The sequence below is a fragment of the Humibacter ginsengisoli genome (genome assembly GCF_054780095.1).
In genome coordinates this window covers 522,852-542,752 of record NZ_BAAGWZ010000011.1, presented here as the reverse complement: position 1 = coordinate 542,752, position 19,901 = coordinate 522,852, and the positions used below count along the sequence as shown (strand labels likewise).

The 19,901-nt window shown below is 68.3% G+C and carries 18 protein-coding genes; 10 read left to right on the top strand and 8 right to left on the bottom strand.

All coding sequences use genetic code 11. From position 1 onward, the window contains the following. Positions 1-16: 16 nt before the first annotated feature. The gene (locus tag ACYVI5_RS16770; RefSeq protein ID WP_440292784.1) at positions 17-454 is read right to left on the bottom strand and encodes an Lrp/AsnC family transcriptional regulator; all 438 of its coding nucleotides are present in this window, start codon (positions 452-454) and stop codon (positions 17-19) included. Positions 455-677: 223 nt separating this feature from the next. Here ACYVI5_RS16770 and ddaH point away from each other — a divergent pair, with 223 nt between their 5' ends. Both ddaH and rocD read left to right on the top strand, forming a co-directional pair. Further along, entirely contained in the window at positions 678-1,469 is a 792-nt protein-coding gene (gene ddaH / locus ACYVI5_RS16765) for a dimethylargininase (protein WP_460581292.1), read from the top strand. Next, entirely contained in the window at positions 1,442-2,662 is a 1,221-nt protein-coding gene (gene rocD, locus ACYVI5_RS16760; RefSeq protein ID WP_460581232.1) for a PLP-dependent aminotransferase family protein, read from the top strand. Before ddaH ends, rocD begins: the two co-directional genes overlap by 28 nt. Here rocD and ACYVI5_RS16755 read toward each other — a convergent pair whose 3' ends face one another. Continuing rightward, positions 2,663-3,742: a DNA glycosylase AlkZ-like family protein gene (locus ACYVI5_RS16755; protein WP_460581231.1), complete on the bottom strand. Its 1,080-nt coding sequence runs from the start codon at positions 3,740-3,742 to the stop codon at positions 2,663-2,665. Positions 3,743-3,820: 78 nt separating this feature from the next. On the opposite strand from ACYVI5_RS16755, the gene ACYVI5_RS16750 reads away from it, so the two are divergent. Together ACYVI5_RS16750 and ACYVI5_RS16745 are read left to right on the top strand one after the other, a co-directional pair. Continuing rightward, positions 3,821-6,097 (top strand): glycoside hydrolase family 3 C-terminal domain-containing protein, encoded by a 2,277-nt coding sequence (locus ACYVI5_RS16750; protein ID WP_460581230.1) that lies wholly within the window; start codon positions 3,821-3,823, stop codon positions 6,095-6,097. Positions 6,098-6,188: 91 nt separating this feature from the next. Further along, positions 6,189-7,664, top strand: a complete 1,476-nt coding sequence (locus tag ACYVI5_RS16745; protein ID WP_460581229.1) for a peptide MFS transporter — start codon at positions 6,189-6,191, stop codon at positions 7,662-7,664. A gap of 4 nt (positions 7,665-7,668) precedes the next feature. Here the strand turns inward: ACYVI5_RS16745 and ACYVI5_RS16740 are convergent, their stop codons facing one another. Then, a complete protein-coding gene (locus tag ACYVI5_RS16740; RefSeq protein WP_460581228.1) occupies positions 7,669-8,355 on the bottom strand; it encodes a hypothetical protein in 687 nt (228 codons plus the stop codon). 94 nt (positions 8,356-8,449) lie between these two features. Here ACYVI5_RS16740 and ACYVI5_RS16735 point away from each other — a divergent pair, with 94 nt between their 5' ends. Together ACYVI5_RS16735 and ACYVI5_RS16730 are read left to right on the top strand one after the other, a co-directional pair. Then, positions 8,450-9,751: a UDP-glucose dehydrogenase family protein gene (locus ACYVI5_RS16735; RefSeq protein WP_460581227.1), complete on the top strand. Its 1,302-nt coding sequence runs from the start codon at positions 8,450-8,452 to the stop codon at positions 9,749-9,751. A gap of 30 nt (positions 9,752-9,781) precedes the next feature. Next, positions 9,782-10,744: an acetylxylan esterase gene (locus ACYVI5_RS16730; protein ID WP_460581226.1), complete on the top strand. Its 963-nt coding sequence runs from the start codon at positions 9,782-9,784 to the stop codon at positions 10,742-10,744. Between the two features lie 8 nt (positions 10,745-10,752). Here ACYVI5_RS16730 and ACYVI5_RS16725 read toward each other — a convergent pair whose 3' ends face one another. Next, positions 10,753-11,547: an anti-sigma factor family protein gene (locus tag ACYVI5_RS16725; RefSeq protein WP_460581225.1), complete on the bottom strand. Its 795-nt coding sequence runs from the start codon at positions 11,545-11,547 to the stop codon at positions 10,753-10,755. After that, complete coding sequence (locus ACYVI5_RS16720) at positions 11,544-12,050, bottom strand: sigma-70 family RNA polymerase sigma factor (protein WP_460535131.1); 507 nt, start codon at positions 12,048-12,050, stop codon at positions 11,544-11,546. Before ACYVI5_RS16720 ends, ACYVI5_RS16725 begins: the two co-directional genes overlap by 4 nt. Before the next feature lie 136 nt (positions 12,051-12,186). On the opposite strand from ACYVI5_RS16720, the gene ACYVI5_RS16715 reads away from it, so the two are divergent. Both ACYVI5_RS16715 and ACYVI5_RS16710 read left to right on the top strand, forming a co-directional pair. Then, positions 12,187-12,678 (top strand): hypothetical protein, encoded by a 492-nt coding sequence (locus ACYVI5_RS16715; RefSeq protein ID WP_460581224.1) that lies wholly within the window; start codon positions 12,187-12,189, stop codon positions 12,676-12,678. Positions 12,679-12,776: 98 nt separating this feature from the next. Continuing rightward, on the top strand, positions 12,777-13,754 hold the full coding sequence (locus tag ACYVI5_RS16710; RefSeq protein ID WP_460581223.1) for a transglutaminase-like domain-containing protein: 978 nt from the start codon (positions 12,777-12,779) through the stop codon (positions 13,752-13,754). A gap of 37 nt (positions 13,755-13,791) precedes the next feature. Here ACYVI5_RS16710 and ACYVI5_RS16705 read toward each other — a convergent pair whose 3' ends face one another. Together ACYVI5_RS16705 and ACYVI5_RS16700 are read right to left on the bottom strand one after the other, a co-directional pair. After that, positions 13,792-15,129 (bottom strand): alpha-hydroxy acid oxidase, encoded by a 1,338-nt coding sequence (locus ACYVI5_RS16705; RefSeq protein ID WP_460535125.1) that lies wholly within the window; start codon positions 15,127-15,129, stop codon positions 13,792-13,794. Between the two features lie 66 nt (positions 15,130-15,195). Further along, entirely contained in the window at positions 15,196-16,041 is an 846-nt protein-coding gene (locus ACYVI5_RS16700) for a FadR/GntR family transcriptional regulator (RefSeq protein WP_460581222.1), read from the bottom strand. Positions 16,042-16,188: 147 nt separating this feature from the next. On the opposite strand from ACYVI5_RS16700, the gene ACYVI5_RS16695 reads away from it, so the two are divergent. Next, positions 16,189-17,151, top strand: coding sequence for an aldo-keto reductase family protein (locus tag ACYVI5_RS16695; RefSeq protein ID WP_460581221.1), 963 nt, complete (start codon positions 16,189-16,191; stop codon positions 17,149-17,151). A 15-nt stretch (positions 17,152-17,166) separates the two neighbouring features. Here ACYVI5_RS16695 and ACYVI5_RS16690 read toward each other — a convergent pair whose 3' ends face one another. After that, positions 17,167-18,096 carry a 2-hydroxyacid dehydrogenase gene (locus tag ACYVI5_RS16690; protein WP_460581220.1) on the bottom strand — a complete coding sequence of 310 codons (930 nt, stop codon included), beginning with the start codon at positions 18,094-18,096 and terminating at the stop codon, positions 17,167-17,169. 402 nt (positions 18,097-18,498) lie between these two features. On the opposite strand from ACYVI5_RS16690, the gene ACYVI5_RS16685 reads away from it, so the two are divergent. After that, on the top strand, positions 18,499-19,896 hold the full coding sequence (locus ACYVI5_RS16685; protein WP_460581219.1) for a right-handed parallel beta-helix repeat-containing protein: 1,398 nt from the start codon (positions 18,499-18,501) through the stop codon (positions 19,894-19,896). The last annotated feature ends 5 nt before the right edge of the window (positions 19,897-19,901 follow it).

The window sequence follows — 19,901 nt, the reverse complement described above, 5'->3', positions numbered from 1 at the left end:
GCTCAGATGACCCTCGTCACTCGATCTCGCGGTGCACCAGGCGCGAGAGCACGATCGCGCTTCGCGTGTGGTCGACGCTGGGGGCCACCCGCACCCGCTCGAGCGCTGCCTCCAGACTCGGGATGTCGCGGGACCGGATGCGCAGGATCGCGTCAGCGCTCCCCGACACCGTGCACGCCTCCGCGACTTCGGGCACCGCGGAGAGGATGCGCTGCAGCTCGCTCGGCGAGACCGTCCCGCGGCAGAACAGTTCGACGTAGGCCTCGGTGCTCATGCCGTCGATGGTGGGATCGACGTTGATCGTGAATCCGCGGATGACGCCGTCGACGACCAGTCGGTCGATCCGGCGCTTGACCGCTGATGCGGACAGCCCGACACGCGAGCCGATGTCGCCGTACGAAGCGCGCGAGTTCTCCCGCAGCAGGTCGATGATGTTTCGATCGAGGTTGTCCACGCCGCAATTCTATGCGGATCTGTTGCGTCTCAGCCAGGATTTGCGCACGGATCATGCAGTCGATGGGACACACCCGCAATATCCCGGTGCGAGACTGGAAAGCATGACGGCCATCGACTCCACCGACGCACGCCTTCGAAGCGGATCGCAGGAACGGGCATCCGGAACCGCGACGCGACCGGAGGCGCCGACGCACCTGGTGCCGTCCCACCGTACCTACCTGATGTGCCGTCCGGAGCATTTCACGGTGAGCTACCGCATCAACCCGTGGATGCATCCTCAGGAGCCGACCGACACGCAGAACGCGCTCGACCAATGGACGACCCTCTACGAGACCTTCATCCGCCTCGGCCACGAGGTGCACCTGATCGACCCGATCCCCGGCCTTCCCGACATGGTCTACACGGCCAACGGCGGATTCATCATCGACGGCATCGCGTACGGGGCGCTGTTCACGTATCCGCAGCGGGCGCCTGAGGGACCGGCGTTCATGGACTGGTTCGGGCAGCACGGATTCCGCGTCGTGGAGCCGAAGCAGGTGAACGAGGGCGAGGGCGACATCCTGCTGGTGGGCACGCGCATCCTCGCGGGCACCGGCTTCCGCAGCAGCGTCGAGAGCCACCTCGAGCTGCACGAGGTGTTCGGCCGCGAGGTCGTCACGCTGAACCTCGTCGACCCGCGTTTCTATCACCTCGACACGGCGATCTCGGTGCTCGACCCGCTGAAGGACGACGAGAACGCCAACATCGCCTACGTGCCGGCCGCGTTCGACGAGCCGAGCCGCCGCAAGCTCGAGCAGCTCTACCCCGACGCGATCATCGTGAGCGAGGAAGATGCGGGCATCCTCGGTCTCAACTCCATCTCGGACGGCTACAACGTGGTGATCGCCCAGCGCGCGGTCGGCTTCGAGAAGCAGCTGCGCGAGCGCGGCTACAACCCGATCGGCGTCGACCTGTCCGAGCTTCTCCGAGGAGGAGGTGGCGTGAAGTGCTGCACCCTGGAACTTCGTCGATAGGCGCCGAAGCTCTGCGCCTCGAAGACCAGCACGCCGCGCATAACTACGCGCCGCTTCCGGTGGTGATCGCCTCCGGCAATGGGGCCTGGGTGACGGATGTCGACGGCAACCGCTACCTGGACTGCCTCGCCGCGTACTCCGCCGTGAACTTCGGCCACACGAACCCGCGGCTCGTCGCGGCCGCGAAGGAGCAACTCGACCGCATTACGCTGACCAGCCGCGCCTTCCATCACGACCTGCTCGGGCCGTTCGTTACCGAACTCGCCGCGCTCGCCGGCAAAGACCTCGTGCTGCCGATGAACACCGGAGCCGAGGCGGTCGAGACCGGCATCAAGGTCGCACGAGCCTGGGGCTACCGCGTGAAGGGCGTCGTTCCGGATGCGGCGAACATCGTCGTCTTCCGCGGCAACTTCCACGGGCGCACGACCACCATCGTGGGATTCAGCGACGATCCGGATGCCCGCAACGGCTTCGGTCCGTTCACTCCCGGTTTTCGTTCGGTGCCCTACGGCGATGCGGCGGCGGTGGCTGCCGCGATCGACGCGAACACGGTCGCGGTTCTCGTCGAGCCGATCCAGGGCGAGGCGGGCGTGATCGTGCCGCCCGACGACTTCCTGCCGGAGTTGCGACGCATCTGCACCGAGAACCGTGTGCTCCTGGTCGCCGACGAGGTGCAGTCCGGTCTCGGACGCGTCGGCGAGACGTTCGCGAGCTCGCTGTGGGGCGTCGTGCCCGACGTCTACCTGCTGGGCAAGGCGCTCGGCGGCGGCATCATGCCGCTGTCCGCCGTCGTCGCCGACCGGGACGTGCTTGGCGTCCTCCGCCCCGGCGAGCACGGCTCGACCTTCGGCGGAAACCCGTTGGCCTGCGCGATCGGGCTCGAGGTGATCCGGATGCTCGCCACCGGCGACCCGCAGCGCCGAGCCCGGGAGCTGGGGGAGCGCATGCGGAACCGACTCGACGCCCTCGTAGGGCACGGCGTCACCGCGGTGCGTGGCGCAGGGCTCTGGGCAGGCGTCGACGTCGACCCTGCGATCGGCACCGGACGCGAGCTGGCGGAGCGGATGCTGCGCCGCGGCATCCTCGTCAAGGACACGCACGGTGCGACGATCCGCTTCGCCCCGCCGATCGTCGTCGAGCCGGTCGACCTGGACTGGGCGATGGACGAATTCGAGGCGGCGCTGCGCGAGTAGTCAAAACTCCGCGACGCGCACGCCCAGCCACTCGCCGAGGTCTGAGATCTCGGCACGCACCATCTCGTCCTCCTCGGGCTCGAACGGGATCAGCTCGTGCACCGCGTTCACCCGCAGCACCTCGTGCTCGCGGTCGACCTCGGCGTCGAGCATGCCCATGAAGACGTCGCCGATCAGGATCGGGTGCGCGAAGAATCCGTACTTGCGCTGCGACCTCGGCTTGAACTGCTCGAGCACGTAGTCGAAGTCGAAGATGTCGCGCAGCCGTGGCCGGTCGAAGAGCATTCCGTCGTACGGGCTGAGAAACGCGACCCGGCCGTCGGCGTCGTCGTTCAGCGTCGCCAGTGCCTCGGGGTCCACCCGCCACTTGCTCCGCAGCCCCTCGATCGTGGCCGGCTCGCCTGCCTCACCGACGGGAGTCCACGGCGACTTCTGCTTCGCGATGCCGGCGGCCTGCAGGCGGCGTACGTCGAGCATCCGCGCCGCCTGCTCGACGTCGTATTCGGGCAGATTCTGCGGATAGACACGTTCGGCGAGATCCCAGATGCGGTGCCGCCCCTGCCTGCCGACGATCGCGACCTCGCCCTGCCGCGCGAGGAAGTCGAGCATGTGCGGCACCTGGTTCGGGCCGTACCACCCGCTGTCGGTGTCCCGCGTGACGGCGGCGGTGTCGGGGATGTCGCCGGCCAGGAGAGGACCCTCCGCGCGCAGCCGGGCGAGCACATCCGCCCGGAACTTCGTGTTCGCCTCGAGCCACTGCCTGCTGCTCTCGCGGCGCGGCCACGTGCGCATCGAAGGCAGCATCGCCGGCAGAAGGCTGATCGGCCGGAAGCTCCCGTCGAACTCGAACAGCACTCGGTCCATCTCGACGGCCTTCGTGAGCTGGGCGGACTCGTACGACCAGCCGATCCGCGACCACAGGATGGTGTGCTGCGCTGGCGCGATCGTCGCGGTCGGATCGATCTTGATCGCCCCGAGCTGCTCGGCCACCTCCACGACGTCGCCGGGCCGCTGAGCATCGAGCAGCTGCGCACGCACCGCGATGCGGCGCGCCTCGTCGCGCGTGAGGTGGTGGACCACGCGATCGACCGTACCGGGCATCCGACACCGAATTCACCCGGAGCGGCCCGACCGCCGAGAGCGCGCAGAATGGATGCCATGGCCAACGACGTCGATGCCCTGATCTCCCAGCTCACCCTCGAAGAGAAGGCAGCGCTCGTCACCGGCGACGGGTTCTGGCATACCCGGGCAATCGAGCGGCTGGACATTCCTTCGATCACGCTCAGCGACGGTCCGCACGGCGTGCGGCGGCAACCGCCGGAGCAGGAGAACGGCATCGGCGGCAGCTACCCCGCCACGTGCTTCCCGCCCGCGGTCGGGCTGGGATCGACGTGGGACGCCGAACTCATCGAGCGGGTCGGCGAGGCGCTCGGCGAGGAGTCGAACGCGCTCGACGTGCAGGTGCTGCTCGGTCCCGGCATCAACATCAAGCGGTCGCCGCTGTGCGGGCGCAACTTCGAGTACTTCTCGGAGGATCCGCTGATCGCGGGTTCGCTGGGTGCGGCGCTGATCCGCGGCATCCAGTCCAAGGGGGTCGGAACATCCCTCAAGCACTACGCGGCGAACAGCCAGGAGACCGATCGCTTCCGCGTGAGCGCAGACATGGACGAGCGCACCGCGCGCGAAATCTACCTCGCCGGGTTCGAACGCGCCGTGAAGGATGCCTCGCCCGCCACGGTCATGGCCGCCTACAACAAGCTCAACGGCGTGTACGCCACCGAGGACCGCTGGCTGCTCACCGAGGTGCTCCGGAACGAGTGGGGATTCGACGGCGTGGTCGTCTCCGACTGGGGCGCGGTGAACGATCGGGACGCCTCCGTGGCGGCCGGTCTCGACCTCGAGATGCCGGAGTCGGAGGCGGGTCCCGCGGCGATCGTGGCAGCGGTGCGCGGCGGATCGCTGGACGAGGCATCCCTCGACACCGCCGTCCGCAACGTGCTGAAGCTCGTGTTCGACCACGCGCAGCTCAAGGCGGATGCCGGCAGCACCCTCGCCGTGCCCGACGGCCTGGTCGAAGCGCACCACGCGCTCGCACGGGAGGCGGCTTCGCGCGCGGTCGTGCTGCTGAAGAACGACGGAGGCATCCTGCCGCTCTCTTCCGACGCCTCGATCGCGGTGATCGGCGAGTTCGCGCGCAACCCGAGGTACCAGGGCGCAGGCAGCTCGCAGATCGAGCCGACGCGTCTCGACGACGCGCTCACCGAGATCCGTCGCATCGCGGGCTCCGACGTGCCGTTCGCGCCCGGTTTCACGCTCGACGGGAGCGGGGATGCCGGCGAGCTCGTGCGCGAAGCGGTCGCCGTGGCATCGTCCGCCGAGGTCGCCGTCGTGTTCCTCGGACTGCCTTCGGTCGCCGAGTCGGAGGGCTACGACCGGAAGAACATCGACCTCCCGGCCGACCAGGTCGCCTTGCTCGCCGCCGTGGCTCAGGCGAACCCGAACGTCGTGGTCGTGCTCTCGAACGGCTCGGCGGTGCGCGTCTCGAACTGGCAGGGCGGCGCTCGTGCCGTGCTCGAGGGGTGGCTGCTCGGGCAGGCGGGCGGCGGCGCGATCGCAGACATCCTGTTCGGCGTCGCGAACCCCTCTGGTCGGCTCACCGAGACGATTCCGGAGAAGCTCGAAGACAACTCGGCGTTCCTCGACTTCCCCGGCCGCGACGGGCACCTCGGCTACGGCGACGGCGTCTTCGTCGGCTACCGCTGGTACGACGCCCGTGAGCTGCCTGTCAGCTACCCGTTCGGGCACGGCCTCTCCTACACCTCGTTCGAGTACTCCGGGCTCTCCATGAGCGTCGAGGGGGCGGATGCCGGCCTCGCCGTGCACGTCTCCGTCACCGTGACCAACACCGGTTCGGTTGCCGGGCGCGAGGTCGTGCAGTTGTACGTGTCGGCCCCGAGCGAGCAGGTGCGCCGGCCGCTGAACGAGTTGCGGGGATTCCACGCGGTTCCGCTCGAGCCGGGCGAGAGCCGGGAGGTCTCGTTCACGCTCGGGTATCGCGACTTCGCGTATTTCCACCCGGTGCTGAGGCGTTGGTACGTCGAGAGCGGACCGGCGCAGATCCTGGTCGGTGCGAGCTCGCGCGACATCCGCGAGCAGGGCAGTGTCGAGCTGCGCGTGAACGAGCCGGTGGTGCCGCTCGACCGGCAGTCGTCCCTGGCGGAGTGGATGAAGCATCCCGGCGGACAGCAGGTGCTCGCCGGACTCATGCAGCAGGCTGCCGCGCAGAACCCCGCGGCAGCCGGCATGTTCCAGAACGAGGAGCTCATCGCGATGATGGGCTCGATGCCGCTGCGTCGCATCGGCCGTTTTCCGGGTATCGGTCTGACTGACGACACGATCGACGCGCTGATCGCGCAGGCGAATTCGGCCGGCTGACCAAGTTCGGGGTGCCCACACGGCCGATCGGGTGATGGTGCGGCGCCGCGGTCCGGCCGGGGCGCCGAACACAGGGGCATAGCCTGAGGGCATGAGTGCGGACGCGGGGGCGCCGACCGACACGACGCGGAACGAACACGGGAAGACCTTTTTCGGGCAGCCGAGATCGCTCGCCAACATCTTCGGGGTGGAGATGTGGGAGCGGTTCTCGTTCTACGGGATGCAGGGCATCCTGCTGCTCTACCTCTACTTCTCCGTCGCCGACGGCGGCCTCGCCATGCCCAAGCCGGTCGCCGCCGGCATCGTCGGCGCGTACGGCGGAGCGGTGTACCTCTCGACGATCATCGGCGCGTGGGTCGCGGACCGACTGCTCGGCTCGGAGCGCGTGCTGTTCTACAGCGCGATCGTCATCATGTGCGGCCACCTCTCGCTCGCGATCCTGCCCGGGTACGTCGGACTCGGGGTGGGCCTCATCCTCATCGCGGTGGGCTCCGGCGGGTTGAAGGCGAATGCGACGACCGTGGTCGGAACGCTGTACGGCGAGCACGATCCGCGACGGGATGCCGGTTTCTCGATCTTCTATCTGGGCATCAACCTGGGTGCGTTCTTCGGTCCGTTGCTCACCGGGTTGCTGCAGTCGACGATCGGCTTCCACTACGGGTTCGGGCTCGCCGCCCTCGGAATGGCGATCGGACTCGTGCAGTACTCGTTCGGACGCAGGCGACTGCCGGACGAAGCACGCAAGGTCTCCAATCCGCTGCCCCGGTCGAAGTTCGTGCTCTGGGTCTGCATCGCCATCGCCGGCGTCATCGTCATCGTTCTGCTCACGCTGGTGGGCGTCATCCAGGCCACCAACCTGTCGATCGTCGTCATCGTGGTCACGCTCGCGGCGGCCATCGGCTACTTCGTGGTCATCCTTTCGAGCAGGTTGACGGATGTCGAGCGTCACCGCGTCTACGCGTTCATCCCGCTCTTCATCGCCAGCGCCGCCTTCTGGTCGCTGTACCAGCAGCAGTTCACGGTGCTCACCTTCTACTCCGACAATCGCCTGAACCGCGACCTCTTCGGCTGGACGTTCCCGATCTCGTGGGTGCAGTCCATCAACCCGATCTTCATCATCATTTTGAGCGGTGTCTTCGCGGCGATCTGGACGAGGCTCGGGGAGCGCCAGCCGTCCACGCCGCTGAAGTTCGCGGGCGGCACGGTCGTGATGGGCGTCGCGTTCCTGCTCTTCCTGCCTTTCGCCGGAGGCGGCAAGAACAGCACACCGCTCCTGGCGATGGTGGGCATCCTCTTCGTGTTCACCGTCGCGGAGCTGCTGCTCTCCCCGGTTGGACTGTCCGTGTCGACGAAGCTCGCCCCGGCACGGTTCCATGCTCAGATGGTGGCGCTGTTCTTCCTCTCCGTGGCACTCGGCACGGCGCTCAGCGGACAGCTCGCCGAGCTCTACTCGCCGAAGACGGAGGGCGTCTACTTCGGCCTGCTCGGAGCCATCGCGATCGCCATCGGCGTGGTGCTCGGGCTGATCTCGCCATGGCTGAGACGGCTGATGCGCGGCGTGCGCTGAGAGATCAGCCGCCGAGAACGCCGAGCTGCACCAGGAACCAGATCGAGACGGCGGTGCCCGCGGCAAGGGCCGAACCACCGGTGATGATCCCGGTCAGCGCGGATGCTCGCGGCCGGCCACCGAGATAGCCGACGATGCCGAGCCCGATCGCGACGAATGCCGGAATCCACGCGGCGAAGCTGAGGCCGGGGACAACCGCGAACACGGCGGCGACGATTCCGACGATCATCGCAATCAGGCCGAACTTCGCCCGGGGGTTCACCGCCGGCTGCGGCGGTGCGCCCATGCTCAATGCCCAGCGTATGCTCGCAGCGTCGGCAGCGTCTGCGTGCGGCGCGTCGGGGATCGGCGCGGTCGCGGCGATCGGGGCTTGCGCTGCGTAGGGCGATGCATAGGGGGCCGCGTACTGCGCGTCCGAGTACACGGGCGGGGTCGCCGGGGGAGCGTAGGCAGGCGGGCCGAAGGTGTTCGGGCCTTGCTGCGGAGCGGATGGCGGCGCGTATGAGAGCTCAGTGCCGACCGGCCGCATGATCGTGGAGTCCTCGACGTCGGATGTCACCGGCATCCCCTGCTGGGGAGCGACACGGTGGGCTGCTCGCGAGATGCCGGTCCACTCCGCGCCTGACCAGTAGAGCTCCTCCGCGTCGTTCCACGGATTCGGGTACCAACCCGCCGGAATCTCTGCAGCCATGCGACGAATGATAACCGCGCACGGCGATGGAGCCGATGGGGACCGGTCACCAGGCGAGGGCATCCACCGATGAGGGCACGGTACGTTCGAGTCCATGAGAATCTCGGTGACCGGATGCGGCTACCTGGGTGCCGTGCATGCGGCGGCGATGGCCCAACTGGGCCACGACGTGGTGGGCATCGACATCGACGAGGCGAAGATCGCGGGCCTCTCCGTCGGGCAGCCGCCGTTCTTCGAGCCGGACCTGTCCGATCTGCTGACGGAGTCGATCGCCTCGGGCCGGCTGCGGTTCACGACCGACACGAGCGCGGCATCCGAAGCGACCGTGCACTTCGTCGCGGTCGGCACGCCTCAGGCGCGGGAGGGCAACGCGGCCGACATGCGCTATGTAGACGCCGCCGTGGATGCGCTGCTCCCGCACCTGGCGCCCGGTCACGTCGTCGTCGGCAAGAGCACGGTACCGGTCGGCACCTCGGCGCGGCTCGCTGAGCGCATCCGGCCGACGGGCGCGCGGCTGCTGTGGAACCCCGAGTTCCTGCGCGAGGGCTACGCCGTGCGCGACACCGTGGAGCCCGACCGGCTGGTGTACGGCGTGGAGGCGGGGGATGAGATATCCGTCGCGGTGCTCGACGAGGTGTACGCGCACGCGCTCAAGCGCGGAACGCCGCGCATGGTCACCGACTTCGCGACGGCCGAGCTTGTGAAGGTCGCCGCGAACGCCTACCTCGCCACGAAGATCTCGTTCATCAACGCCATGTCCGAGATCGCCGAGGCGACCGGAGCGGATGTGACGCAGCTGGCTGACGCCCTCGGCTACGACAACCGGATCGGCCGCAAGTTCTTGAACGCGGGCGTCGGATTCGGCGGCGGATGCCTGCCCAAAGACATCCGCGCGTTCTCGGCTCGTGCAGACGAGCTGGGGCGCAGCGAGTCGCTGGCGTTCCTCAAGGAGGTCGACGCGATCAACCTTCGCAGGCGCCAGCGCGTGGCCGACCTCGCAACGGGCGAGCTGGGCGGATCGGTCGTCGGACGCAAGGTCGCGGTGCTCGGCGTCACGTTCAAGCCGCACTCCGACGATGTGCGCGATTCCCCGGCTCTCGATGTCGCCGTTGCGCTCAAAGGGCTGGGTGCGAACGTGGTCGCGACCGACCCGAGGGGGGTGGCGAACGCGCGCGCGAGGCACCCGCAGCTCGACTACGCGGAAGACACGACGGACGCCCTGCGCGGCGCCGACCTCGTCATCCTCGTCACGGAGTGGCCCGAGTACACCGGGCTCGATCCGGCCGCCACGCGTGACCTCGTGGCGCAGCCGATCGTGATCGACGGCCGCAACGTGCTCGACCGCGACGTGTGGATCGCCGCCGGTTGGCGCTACCGCGGCATGGGTCGTAGCTGACGGGCGGGCGCAGCCCAATATCCTGGTGCGATGTTCACCGATCTCCCCGAGCACGAACTCCGCACGTACGCCAGCGAACAGCGCGAGCCCGACGACTTCGACGCGTTCTGGACCGAAACGCTCGACGACGCCCGCTCGTTTCCGCTCGACGTCGTACTGACCCCCGTCGACACCGGGCTCACCTCGATCGACCTCTACGACGTGACATTCAACGGATTCCACGGGCAGCCGATCAAGGCATGGCTGCGTGTGCCGGCTGGAGCAGCAGCACCGCTGCCAACGATCGTGCAGTACCAGGGCTACGGCGGCGGGCGCGGGCACGCACTGGAGAACCTGCTGTGGGCATCCGCCGGATTCGCCCACTTCTTCATGGACACCCGCGGTCAGGGATCCAGCTGGGGTCTCGGTGACACGTTCGACCCGGACGGCAGCGGTCCGTCGGTTCCCGGCGTGATGACGCGCGGCATCGAGAGCCCGTACACGTACTATTACCGTCGCCTGTTCACGGATGCCGTGCGTGCCGTCGAGGCGGCCCGCTCGCTGCAGATCGTCGATTCCGACCGGGTCGTCGTCGCGGGTACCAGCCAGGGCGGCGGCATCACGCTCGCGGTCGCCGGGCTCGTGCCCGATGTGGCGGCCGCGTTCCCGCGCGTGCCGTTCCTGTGCGACTTTCCGCGGGCATCCGTGATCACCGACAACATGCCGTACAAGGAGATCGGCCACTACCTCGCGGTGCACCGCGACCGGGTCGCCGCGGTGCACTCCGTGCTCGGCTACTTCGACGGCGTCAACTTCGCGAAGCGCGCTAAGGCTCCCGCCTGGTTCTCGACCGCGCTGATGGATGCCACCTGCCCGCCCTCGACCGTGTTCGGAGCGTTCAACGCCTACACCGGGGCATCCAAGGAGATCGTCGTCTGGCCGTACAACGGCCACGAGGGCGGCCAGCTGGAAGACGAGCAGCGCATGCTCGTCACGCTTCGCACGTTGTTCTGATCGGTGACTCAGGTCGCCGGATGCGTCGGCCCCGCATGCAGCGGAGCCTCCAGCAGCACGGTTCCTGTGTCGAGGGCACGTAACTCGATGCGCTCGATGTTCCTCACCGGGATCGCGGTCGAGTCGGTCGTGCGCACGACGTCGCCGGGACCGGCGGACCACGTAGCGACCCGGTCGGTCGTGCCATCGCGCGCGACGACCCAGAGCCCGTAGTCCCAGCGCGACGTTCCACCGGGGTAGGGAGCCCAGCTCGAGTCCGCCTTCCACGCGCAGACCATGCCGATCGACGTGCCCCACTTCTTCGAGGTGAGCGTCACCCGAGCCGTCAGAGGGCTGGAGGATGCGCTCCCCACCTGATGCAGGCTCGTCGCGACGGATGCAGCAGGCGGCGCGCTCACCACCGTGGGCACGACGAGCGCGATCGCGGCTGCAACCGCGGCGGCGGCGACGATCGCACCCGCCAGCGACCAGCGCCGCACCCGCCTGCGGTGCCGCACGCGGTGCAGGAGCGCCGGCACGAGGTCGGGCGGGGCGAGGTCCGGTGCCGGGGCCGCTCCATCGGCATCCGTCGACGGCGCCGGCAGCAGGGCAAGGGCTTCGTCGCGCGGAAGTGCACCGAGCAGCCCGGGCACTCCGGCAAGCTCGCGAAGAGCCGACGAGCAGACCTGGCAGCTTGCGAGGTGCTCTTCGTACGCACGTCGATCCACGGGGGAGAGCGCACCGAGCAGGTAGGCGGCATCCCACTCCGCGAAGCGTTCGTGGTCGCGGTGAGGCTCGCGGTCCGGCGTCTCGTGGTCGTTCATCGGGTCACCCCCTTCTCCTGCAGGGCCAGCCGCAGCGCACGGAGCCCGTAGTGCATGCGCGACTTCACGGTTCCTTCCGGAATGCTCAGCTCTCGCGCGATCTCCGCCGTGGAGCGCCCGCCGTAGTAGGCGTGCACGATGACGGCGCGATGCTCCTGAGACAACGACGTGAGCGCGTCCGCGATCAGCCATGCGTCGAGCCGGGCGTCCGTGTCGTCGGGTGCCGGGGCATCCGGGAGCACGTCAGTCGTCACCTCGTGCGTGTGCCGCGCGCTGCGCACGCCGTCGATCACGAGGTTGCGCGCCACAGTGAACAGCCAGGCCCGAGCGGATGCTTCGCTCTGGTCAAGCACGCTCGGCTTGCGCCAGGCGCGCAGCAGCGTCTCCTGCACGATGTCGTCAGCCTGTGCGGTGTCGCCGGTGAGCGAGACCACGTACCTCCAGAGCGCGGGCGCGTGCTCGTCGTGCAGAGCACGAAGCAGTGCCGCGTCATCCGCGCTCATGTCGCCTCCGTGTACATTCTCCGCCGCGCGTGCGCCGGCGCGAGGCGGGTCACAGGAGACACGAGGTGCGACCACGTTAGGTTCAACGCTCCGGCGCCAAGCTCATCCATCGGAGCGTGAACTACGTTGCACGGCTATGGACTCGTACACGTTCCTGGGCCTGCCGCTGCACATCCTGCTGGTGCACGTGATCGTGGTGCTGACACCGCTGACCGCGCTCGCCGTTCTGCTGCACGCGCTGTGGCCGGCTGCTGCCCGCCGGCTCGGGGTCGTCACGCCGCTCGCCGCCCTCGTGGTTCTCGTGCTCACGCCGATCACGGTGAACGCCGGTGAGGCGCTCGAGGCCGCCACGGGCGTCACGCCGGCCATCCAGAAGCACGCCGACCTCGGCAATACCCTGCTCGGGTGGGTCATCCCGCTGTTCGTCGTCGCGCTCATCGAGTGGCTGTGGACAAGGTTCGGTGAACGGATGCTCGAGGGTCGGATGACGGGCACGGCTCTCGTGGGCATCCGCATTCTGATCGGCATCGCCGCCGTCGTCGTCGCGGTCGGATCGGCGATCGACATCGTGCTCATCGGCGACGCCGGAGCCCGCGCCGTCTGGGGGCCGCTGCTGCAGAGCCGATAGTCCTGAAGGCACTGACAGGGGTCAAAGATGCTGCTTGACCCTCACACGGTGTCAGGCGGCAGAACGGTGGTATCCGCTCCTCGACCGAAGGACCACCGATGACCGACTACGCCACCCACACGAACGCCGCCTACGTGACTCACAGCGTCTGTTCCGACCCCGGCCCGCTGCGTGACTGGCTGGCGGATGCCCCGCGTACCGTCGCCGGCATCCGTCGCCTCGCCAGCACGCTGATCTTCCACTACCGGGCGTCGGGCGATCCAACGGACCTGGGCTTCGAGCCGGAACGCCTCGACGAGATCGACCTGCGCTACGCGGACGCCATCCTCGGTCGTGCACGTGAGCTGCTGCCCGGATCCATCACCGACCAGCGCGGCGACCTCGAGCGCGTGCTCGGATGCTGCCGCGACTTCACTCTCCTCTTCGTTGCGCTCGCGCGGGAGGCTCAGATCCCGAGCCGGATGCGCATCGGGTTCGGCGGCTACCTGATGCGGGGCTGGTGGCTCGACCACGTGATCGCAGAGGTGTGGGATTCCGCAGCCGGGCGCTGGGCGCTCGTCGAACCGCAGCTGCCAGAGGGCTTCCCCGACCAGGAGACAGGGTCGCCGCTGGACCTGCTCGACGTTCCACGCGACCGTTTCCTGGTGGGAGCGGATGCCTGGCACGCCGCCCGCACGGGCGCCATCGATCCGAAGCGATTCGTCGTCGATCCGTCGAACCCGATCGTCTTCCTGCGATCGTTGCCCTACCTCGCGCACAACCTCGTGATGGATCTCTCGGCGGTGAACGGGCGCGAGCCGCTGCTCTGGGACGCCTGGAGCTTTCTCGAGCGTTTCACCGATCCGAACCTCGGCACGGCCGAATTGTCTCGGGACGAGATCGCCGCGCTCGACGACCTCGCGGCGGCGCTCGCCGCAGTGGCCGACCCGCGAATCGATCCCGAGACGTCGGCGGTCGAGGCCGCCGCGGTGGCGAACGCGAGCGGATTCGGCATACCCGCCACCGTGCTGACGCTCTCGCCCTACGGTCGACCGCCGCGCCGTACGGCGCTGCGTCCTGACCGGCTCGCGGCTTAGGGTTCGGCACCCGCCGACGGCTACCGCGGCTTGGACGCTACTTCTTCGTGCCTGCCGCCGCCTTCGATGCAGACGTAGGGCGGGACCGCGATGACGTGGCGCGTGGACGCACGGGTGCGGCTTCGGCGGCCAGGGCAGCGTCACGGTGCACCGGCATGAGCCGGGTCAGCTGCGTGACGTGCGACGGGTTCAGCTCCTCGAGACTCGAGACACCGAGCAGGCGCATGGTGCGCACGAGCTGCGTGCGGAGGATGTCGATGGTCTTGTCGACTCCCTCGCGTCCGCCGGCCATCAGCCCGTACAGATACGCGCGGCCGATCAGCGTGAACTTCGCGCCGAGCGCGACGGATGCCACGATGTCGGCACCGTTCATGATTCCGGTGTCGACCATGACGGTGGCATCCTTGCCGACCTCGCGCACGACATCCGGCAGCAGCCAGAACGGTACAGGCGCCCGGTCGAGCTGGCGTCCGCCGTGGTTGGAGAGCACGATGCCGTCGACGCCGAGGTCGATCAGGCGCTTCGAGTCCTCCACGTTCTGCACGCCCTTGATCACGATCTTCCCCGGCCATATTCCGCGGATCGTGGCGAGATCGTCGTAGCTGATCGTCGGATCCATCGCGGCGTCGAGGAGATCACCGACCGTGCCGCCCGTGGACGAGAGCGACGCGAACTCCAGAGGCGGCGTCGTGAGGAAGTCGATCCACCACCACGGGCGCGGAATCGCGTTCACGATCGTGCGCAGCGTCAGGGCGGGTGGAATGGAGAACCCGTTGCGCTTGTCGCGCAGCCGGGCCCCGGCGATCGGCGTGTCGACGGTGAACATGAGCGTGTCGAAGCCGGCGGCCGCTGCTCGACGTGCCAGCCCGTAGGAGATCTCGCGGTCGCGCATCACGTACAGCTGGAACCAGTTGCGTCCGGTTCGGTTCGCCGCCTTGACGTCCTCGATCGAGGTGGTTCCCAGCGTCGAGAGCGTGAATGGGATGCCCGCAGCGCCGGCGGCCGATGCTCCCGCGATCTCCCCCTCGGTCTGCATCAGGCGCGTGAATCCGGTGGGGGCGATGCCGAACGGCAAAGCGGACGGGCCACCGAGAATCTGGCAGGTGGTGTCGACATCCACCGCCGGGCGCAGGATGCCCGGGTGGAACTCCACATCCTCGAACGCCTGCCGTGCCCTCGACAGGCTGATCTCGCCCTCGGCGGAACCGTCGGTGTAGTCGAACGCCGCCTTCGGGGTGCGCCGTTGCGCGATGCGGCGCAGATCCTGAATCGTCAGCGCCGAGTCGAGCCGCCGCTTCTTCGCGTTCAGTTGCGGTTTCTTGAACTGCATGAGGGCGGCGAGTTCGCGCACCTGCGGCAGCTGTCGTTGCACCATGTGTGTCTCCTTCGATCTCGTGGCGGGACGTCTACGTCATCGGGACGTCAAGAAATGCGTCGAGCATCATCGCGTCTTCGCACTTTCCAACTTCTCGACGGGAACTCTGTCGTGGGTGATGCGGGACTCTGCGTAATAGCCGGCGACGTGGGCGTGCACGCGGCGGGCGGCATCCGTCGCGTCCCCGTCGCGGATCGCCTGCACGATGCCCCGGTGCTCCGCACGCAGCCTCGCCGACGTCGCCCACCACGACGGCAGGTTGGGCACGGCCTGCAGCACGTAGCCCTCGATGGAGTCGCGGAGCCCCGCCATGGTGGCGCTCAGCACCGTGTTACCGGATGCCTCGGCCAAGGCCACGTGGAATCTCGCGTCGAGTGCGAGGAACTCCGCGGGCTCGAGGTCGGGCACATCCATGGCGTCCAGGAGAGCGGATGCCCGTGTCAGGTTCACCGCAGGGGGTTGAGCCTCTTCTTCCGCGGGTTGATCCTGCCGGAACCAGGCACTCGCCCGTGCCTGCGCCCGCGCGAGATGCGCCGCGATCGCCGGCTCGACCACGAGCCGCGCTTCGACCACGTCAGCCACCGGGAATCCCTGTGCTGCGACGTGCAGGCGCATGACCGCGCTCATGCCGCCGTCCGGCGATGCGACGATGATCGCGCCGGCGTTCGGTCCGCTTCCGGTCGCCGTGCGCACGAGCCCGAGCACCTCGAGCACCCGGATCGCCTCGCGCACCGACGAGCGCGCGACGCCGACATCCGCGGCGAGCTGCCGCTCCGGGGGAAGGTGATCGCCCGGCTGCAACTCTCCGCTGAGGAGCCTGGACTCGATGTGCTCGAGGGCGAGCCTCCACGCACGTGACGCGGGTGGCGCAGCTTCCGCCATGGCGGCATCCGGCTCGCGCAACTCCGCCATGGACACCTCCTGTGGTCTGACCACAGAAGAGTAGCACTGTGGTCCGACCACACAATCCCGTGCATGACGGCACGTGACGTCGCGGAATGCAACCACGCGACCCGCGTTGCATCGTAGAGAACCATCGAACCCCACGAAGGAGAATCCATGTCTGCACCGCGCACCCGCATCGGCTCATCCGACCTCGACGTCTACCCGCTCTCGCTCGGCGGCAACGTCTTCGGCTGGACCGCCGATGACGACCAGTCCTTCGCGGTGCTGGATGCGTACGCGGATGCCGGAGGCAACTTCATCGACACCGCCGACGGCTACTCGCACTGGGTGGCAGGCAACCACGGCGGCGAGAGCGAGCGCACGATCGGTCGCTGGCTGGCCCGCCGTTCCGACCGCGACTCGTTCGTGATCGCGACGAAGGTGAGCACGCATCCGGACTTCAAGGGGCTCGCTCCGAGCAACATCAAGGCCGCTGCGGATGCCTCGCTCGGCCGTCTGCAGGTCGACCACCTCGACCTGTACTACGCGCACTTCGACGACCCGGCGATCCCGTTGGCCGACACGGTGGGCGCGCTCTCCGAACTGGTGGATGCCGGCAAGGTGCGCGCCATCGGAATCTCGAACTACACACCGGAGCGGATCGACGAGTGGTTCGACGTCACCGAGCGTGACGGCCTGCACCGGGCGGTCGCGCTGCAGCCGCACTACAACCTGGTCGAGCGCGACTTCGAGAACGCACTGCGCGAGCGAGCGGAGCGCTTCGGGCTCGGCGTGGTTCCGTACTACGCCCTGGCGAGTGGCTTTCTCACCGGCAAGTACCGCGACGGGGTGGACGTCGACAGCCCTCGCGCTGCCGGCGCGGTGAAGTACCTCGACGATCGGGGACGCCGCGTGCTCGACACGCTCGATGACGTCGCGGCCGCGCACGGCGCATCCGTCGCGGCTGTTGCGCTCGCCTGGCTGCGCGAGCAGCCGACGGTCGTCGCGCCGATCGCCAGTGCGCGCGCCGTCGACCAGCTGACTGCTCTGCTCGAGTCCGTCAGCCTGCAGCTGACCGGCGATGAACTCGCGGCGCTGAGCGAGGCATCCTCTGGCGAGGACGCGGCGGCAGCATAGCGGCGCTCGGCGCCCCTACGTGCGGAGCACGACGTTCAGGGGCGGCTCGCCTGCGAGCATCCGCTCGATCTGACGACGCAGCAACCGGGCCATGCGCGGCAGCATCGCGCTCGAGGCGCCGCCGACGTGCGGCGAGATCAGCACGTTCGGCTGCGCGAACAGCGGATGCCCGTGCGGCAGCGGCTCCGGATCGGTCACGTCGAGCGCGAATCGCAGCCGGCCCGCCGTCGCGTGCTTGAGTACGGCATCCGTGTCGGCAACGGCGCCGCGCGCGACGTTCACGACGAGGGCGCCGTCGGGGAGTGCGGAGAGGAACGCGTCGTCGACGAGGTGGCGGGTGGCATCCGTCAGCGGGGTTCCGATCACGACGATGTCCGCGGCTGGCAACAGCGCGGGAAGCTCATCGATGCCGTGGATGTGCAGATCGCCCTCGTCGCGGGCGCGCGATGCAACGCGCGTGATCTCGACCTCGAACCCGGCCAGTCGTGCCTCGACGGCCTTGCCCACTCCGCCGTAGCCCACGATGAGCACGCGGCGGTCGGCGAGGCTCGCCAGGCGTTCGGGTGCCCACTCACCGCGTTCGGCGGCGCGCACGAAGTCTGGGATGCCACGCTGCGCGGCGAGCATGAGGGCGAGTGCGAGCTCGGCGGTGGACGTCTCGTGCACGCTGGCAGCGTTCGCGAACACGAAGCCGGCGGGCAGTACGGAGGCGACGCCGTCGTATCCGATCGACTGGCTCTGCACGAGCTCGGCACGTACGCCCTCGAGTGCTGCGAGAACCGCGATGCCGCCCATGTACGGAGGCACGACGATGTCGAAGTGGTCGCGCGGCGGCGGTGACTTCAGGTCCCATTGCACGAACTCGACGCCCTGTGGCGAGGGCCCGGGCAGTGCCTCGTAGGTGTTCAGCAGGGCGGATCCGGGAACGCTGACGACGATGCTCACGCTTCGACCCTAAGCGCTGCTGCGGAGTGACGGATGCCGGCCGCAAGAGGCCGCCCGAGGATGCGGGGCGCCGTTCGCGACCCGCGCGTCTATCGAGACCCCCGCTGGATCGATTCACGGAATAGGCCGCTGATCGGCGGGTTTGTCCACGTGTCTGCCCCTGAAGGGGGACTTGTTGCCAAGCAGGGCTTGACGTCGCCGGGGGGCATCGCTATATATTGAAACCATTCAATTTCGGGAAAGCGTTTTCCGGAGTGCGCCAGCGTGATCTGACCGCGATCCCACAAGGGAGCGGCTCGATCGGAACCGGCGCACGCGGGGCGATTCGGCGTGCGCGGGAGCGATCTGCGGGTGCCCTCTTCGCCGTGCATTCCGGAACCGGCAATGAGCAAGGAGGCTCAGGTGGCAGAGCGTCGTTCCATCTCAGAAACAGAACTTCCGAAGGATTCCCGCGCTGGGGCCGCCGTTCCGAAAGGAGCGAATGCGGATGCGCATGCGAACTGGAGTCGCCGCGCGGCGCTCGCCGGTCTGGGCGGCGCCGCCGTGCTGGCCGGGGTCGCGCTGACCGGCACAGCTGCCAACGCCGCTGAACCGGACGATCACAGCACGGGCGACGTGACCTCGAAAGACCTGGGCATCGCCAACGTGCGCGACTTCGGTGCACGGGGCGACGGCAAGACCGACGACACCAAGGCGTTCCAGTCCGCACTCGACACCGTCGCGAAGTCCGGCTCCGTGGTCGTGGTCGTGCCGCCGGGAACGTACCCGATCTCGGCGACGCTGAACGCGACAGGTCCTGTGCGCCTCGTCGGTCTCGGCGGCTGGTCGAGCAGCGAGCTCGTGATCGCAGATGCCGTGACCACCGGGATCAGCCTGAAGCAGGCATCCACCGCCAACGTCTATCCGGGGCCCGCGCTGCAGCTCATCGACCTGTCGTTCTCGTACGCAGGCACCGGCAGCGTCGTCGTGCTCGACGAGAGCGCGCTGCACTCACCGTTCCAAGACACTCTCATCTCCGGATGCCGGTTCTTCCTCGGCGCGGACGGCACCGCGATCTCCAGCATCAACCAGCGCTCGCTGATGGTGACCGAATGCCAGTTCCTCGGCGCGCACTCCGGGCAGGGCACGGCGATCCGGCTCGACGACTCCGACAACACGACGATCCAGCAGAACGTCTTCTACCACCTGGGCTACTGCGTCTACGGGGTGCGCGGCGCGAACCGCACCTACGACGCCGGGATCATCATCATGACCAACAGCATGTCGAGCTTCAACGAGGGCATCTACCTCGACGGCTGGGAGACCGTGCAGGCGATCGGCAACATGATCGACGGCTGCGCGACCAGCTGCATCCACATGATCGACGGCTACCACTCGATCATCTCGAACAACTACCTCGGAGTCACCGCCGGCAGCGGCCTGCTGCTGGAGACGAAGAGCCCTTACGGCGTGAAGTTCGAGGGTCAGGTGCAGTTCACGAGCAACTACTTCAACTGCTACCAGGCCGGCGGTCCGGCGCCGATCCTGCTGAACGGCGTCAGCGCCCAGAGGCCGATCGACCAGGTGAACATCGTCGACAACATCGTCAACGGCCACCCGCAGCCGGCCGTGCAGCTGAACAACGCCCAGAACGTGCGGGTCAGCGGTAACACGTTCCGCGGGCAGGCATCCGGACTCGTCTCGATCATCGACAAGACCCCTGGCAAGAACTACATCTACGACAACATCGTCGACGGCGACATCCAGGCCGACGGCGACATGCTGCGCGACAACTGGACCCTCGCGGCGTACCCGTCGTAGGCACC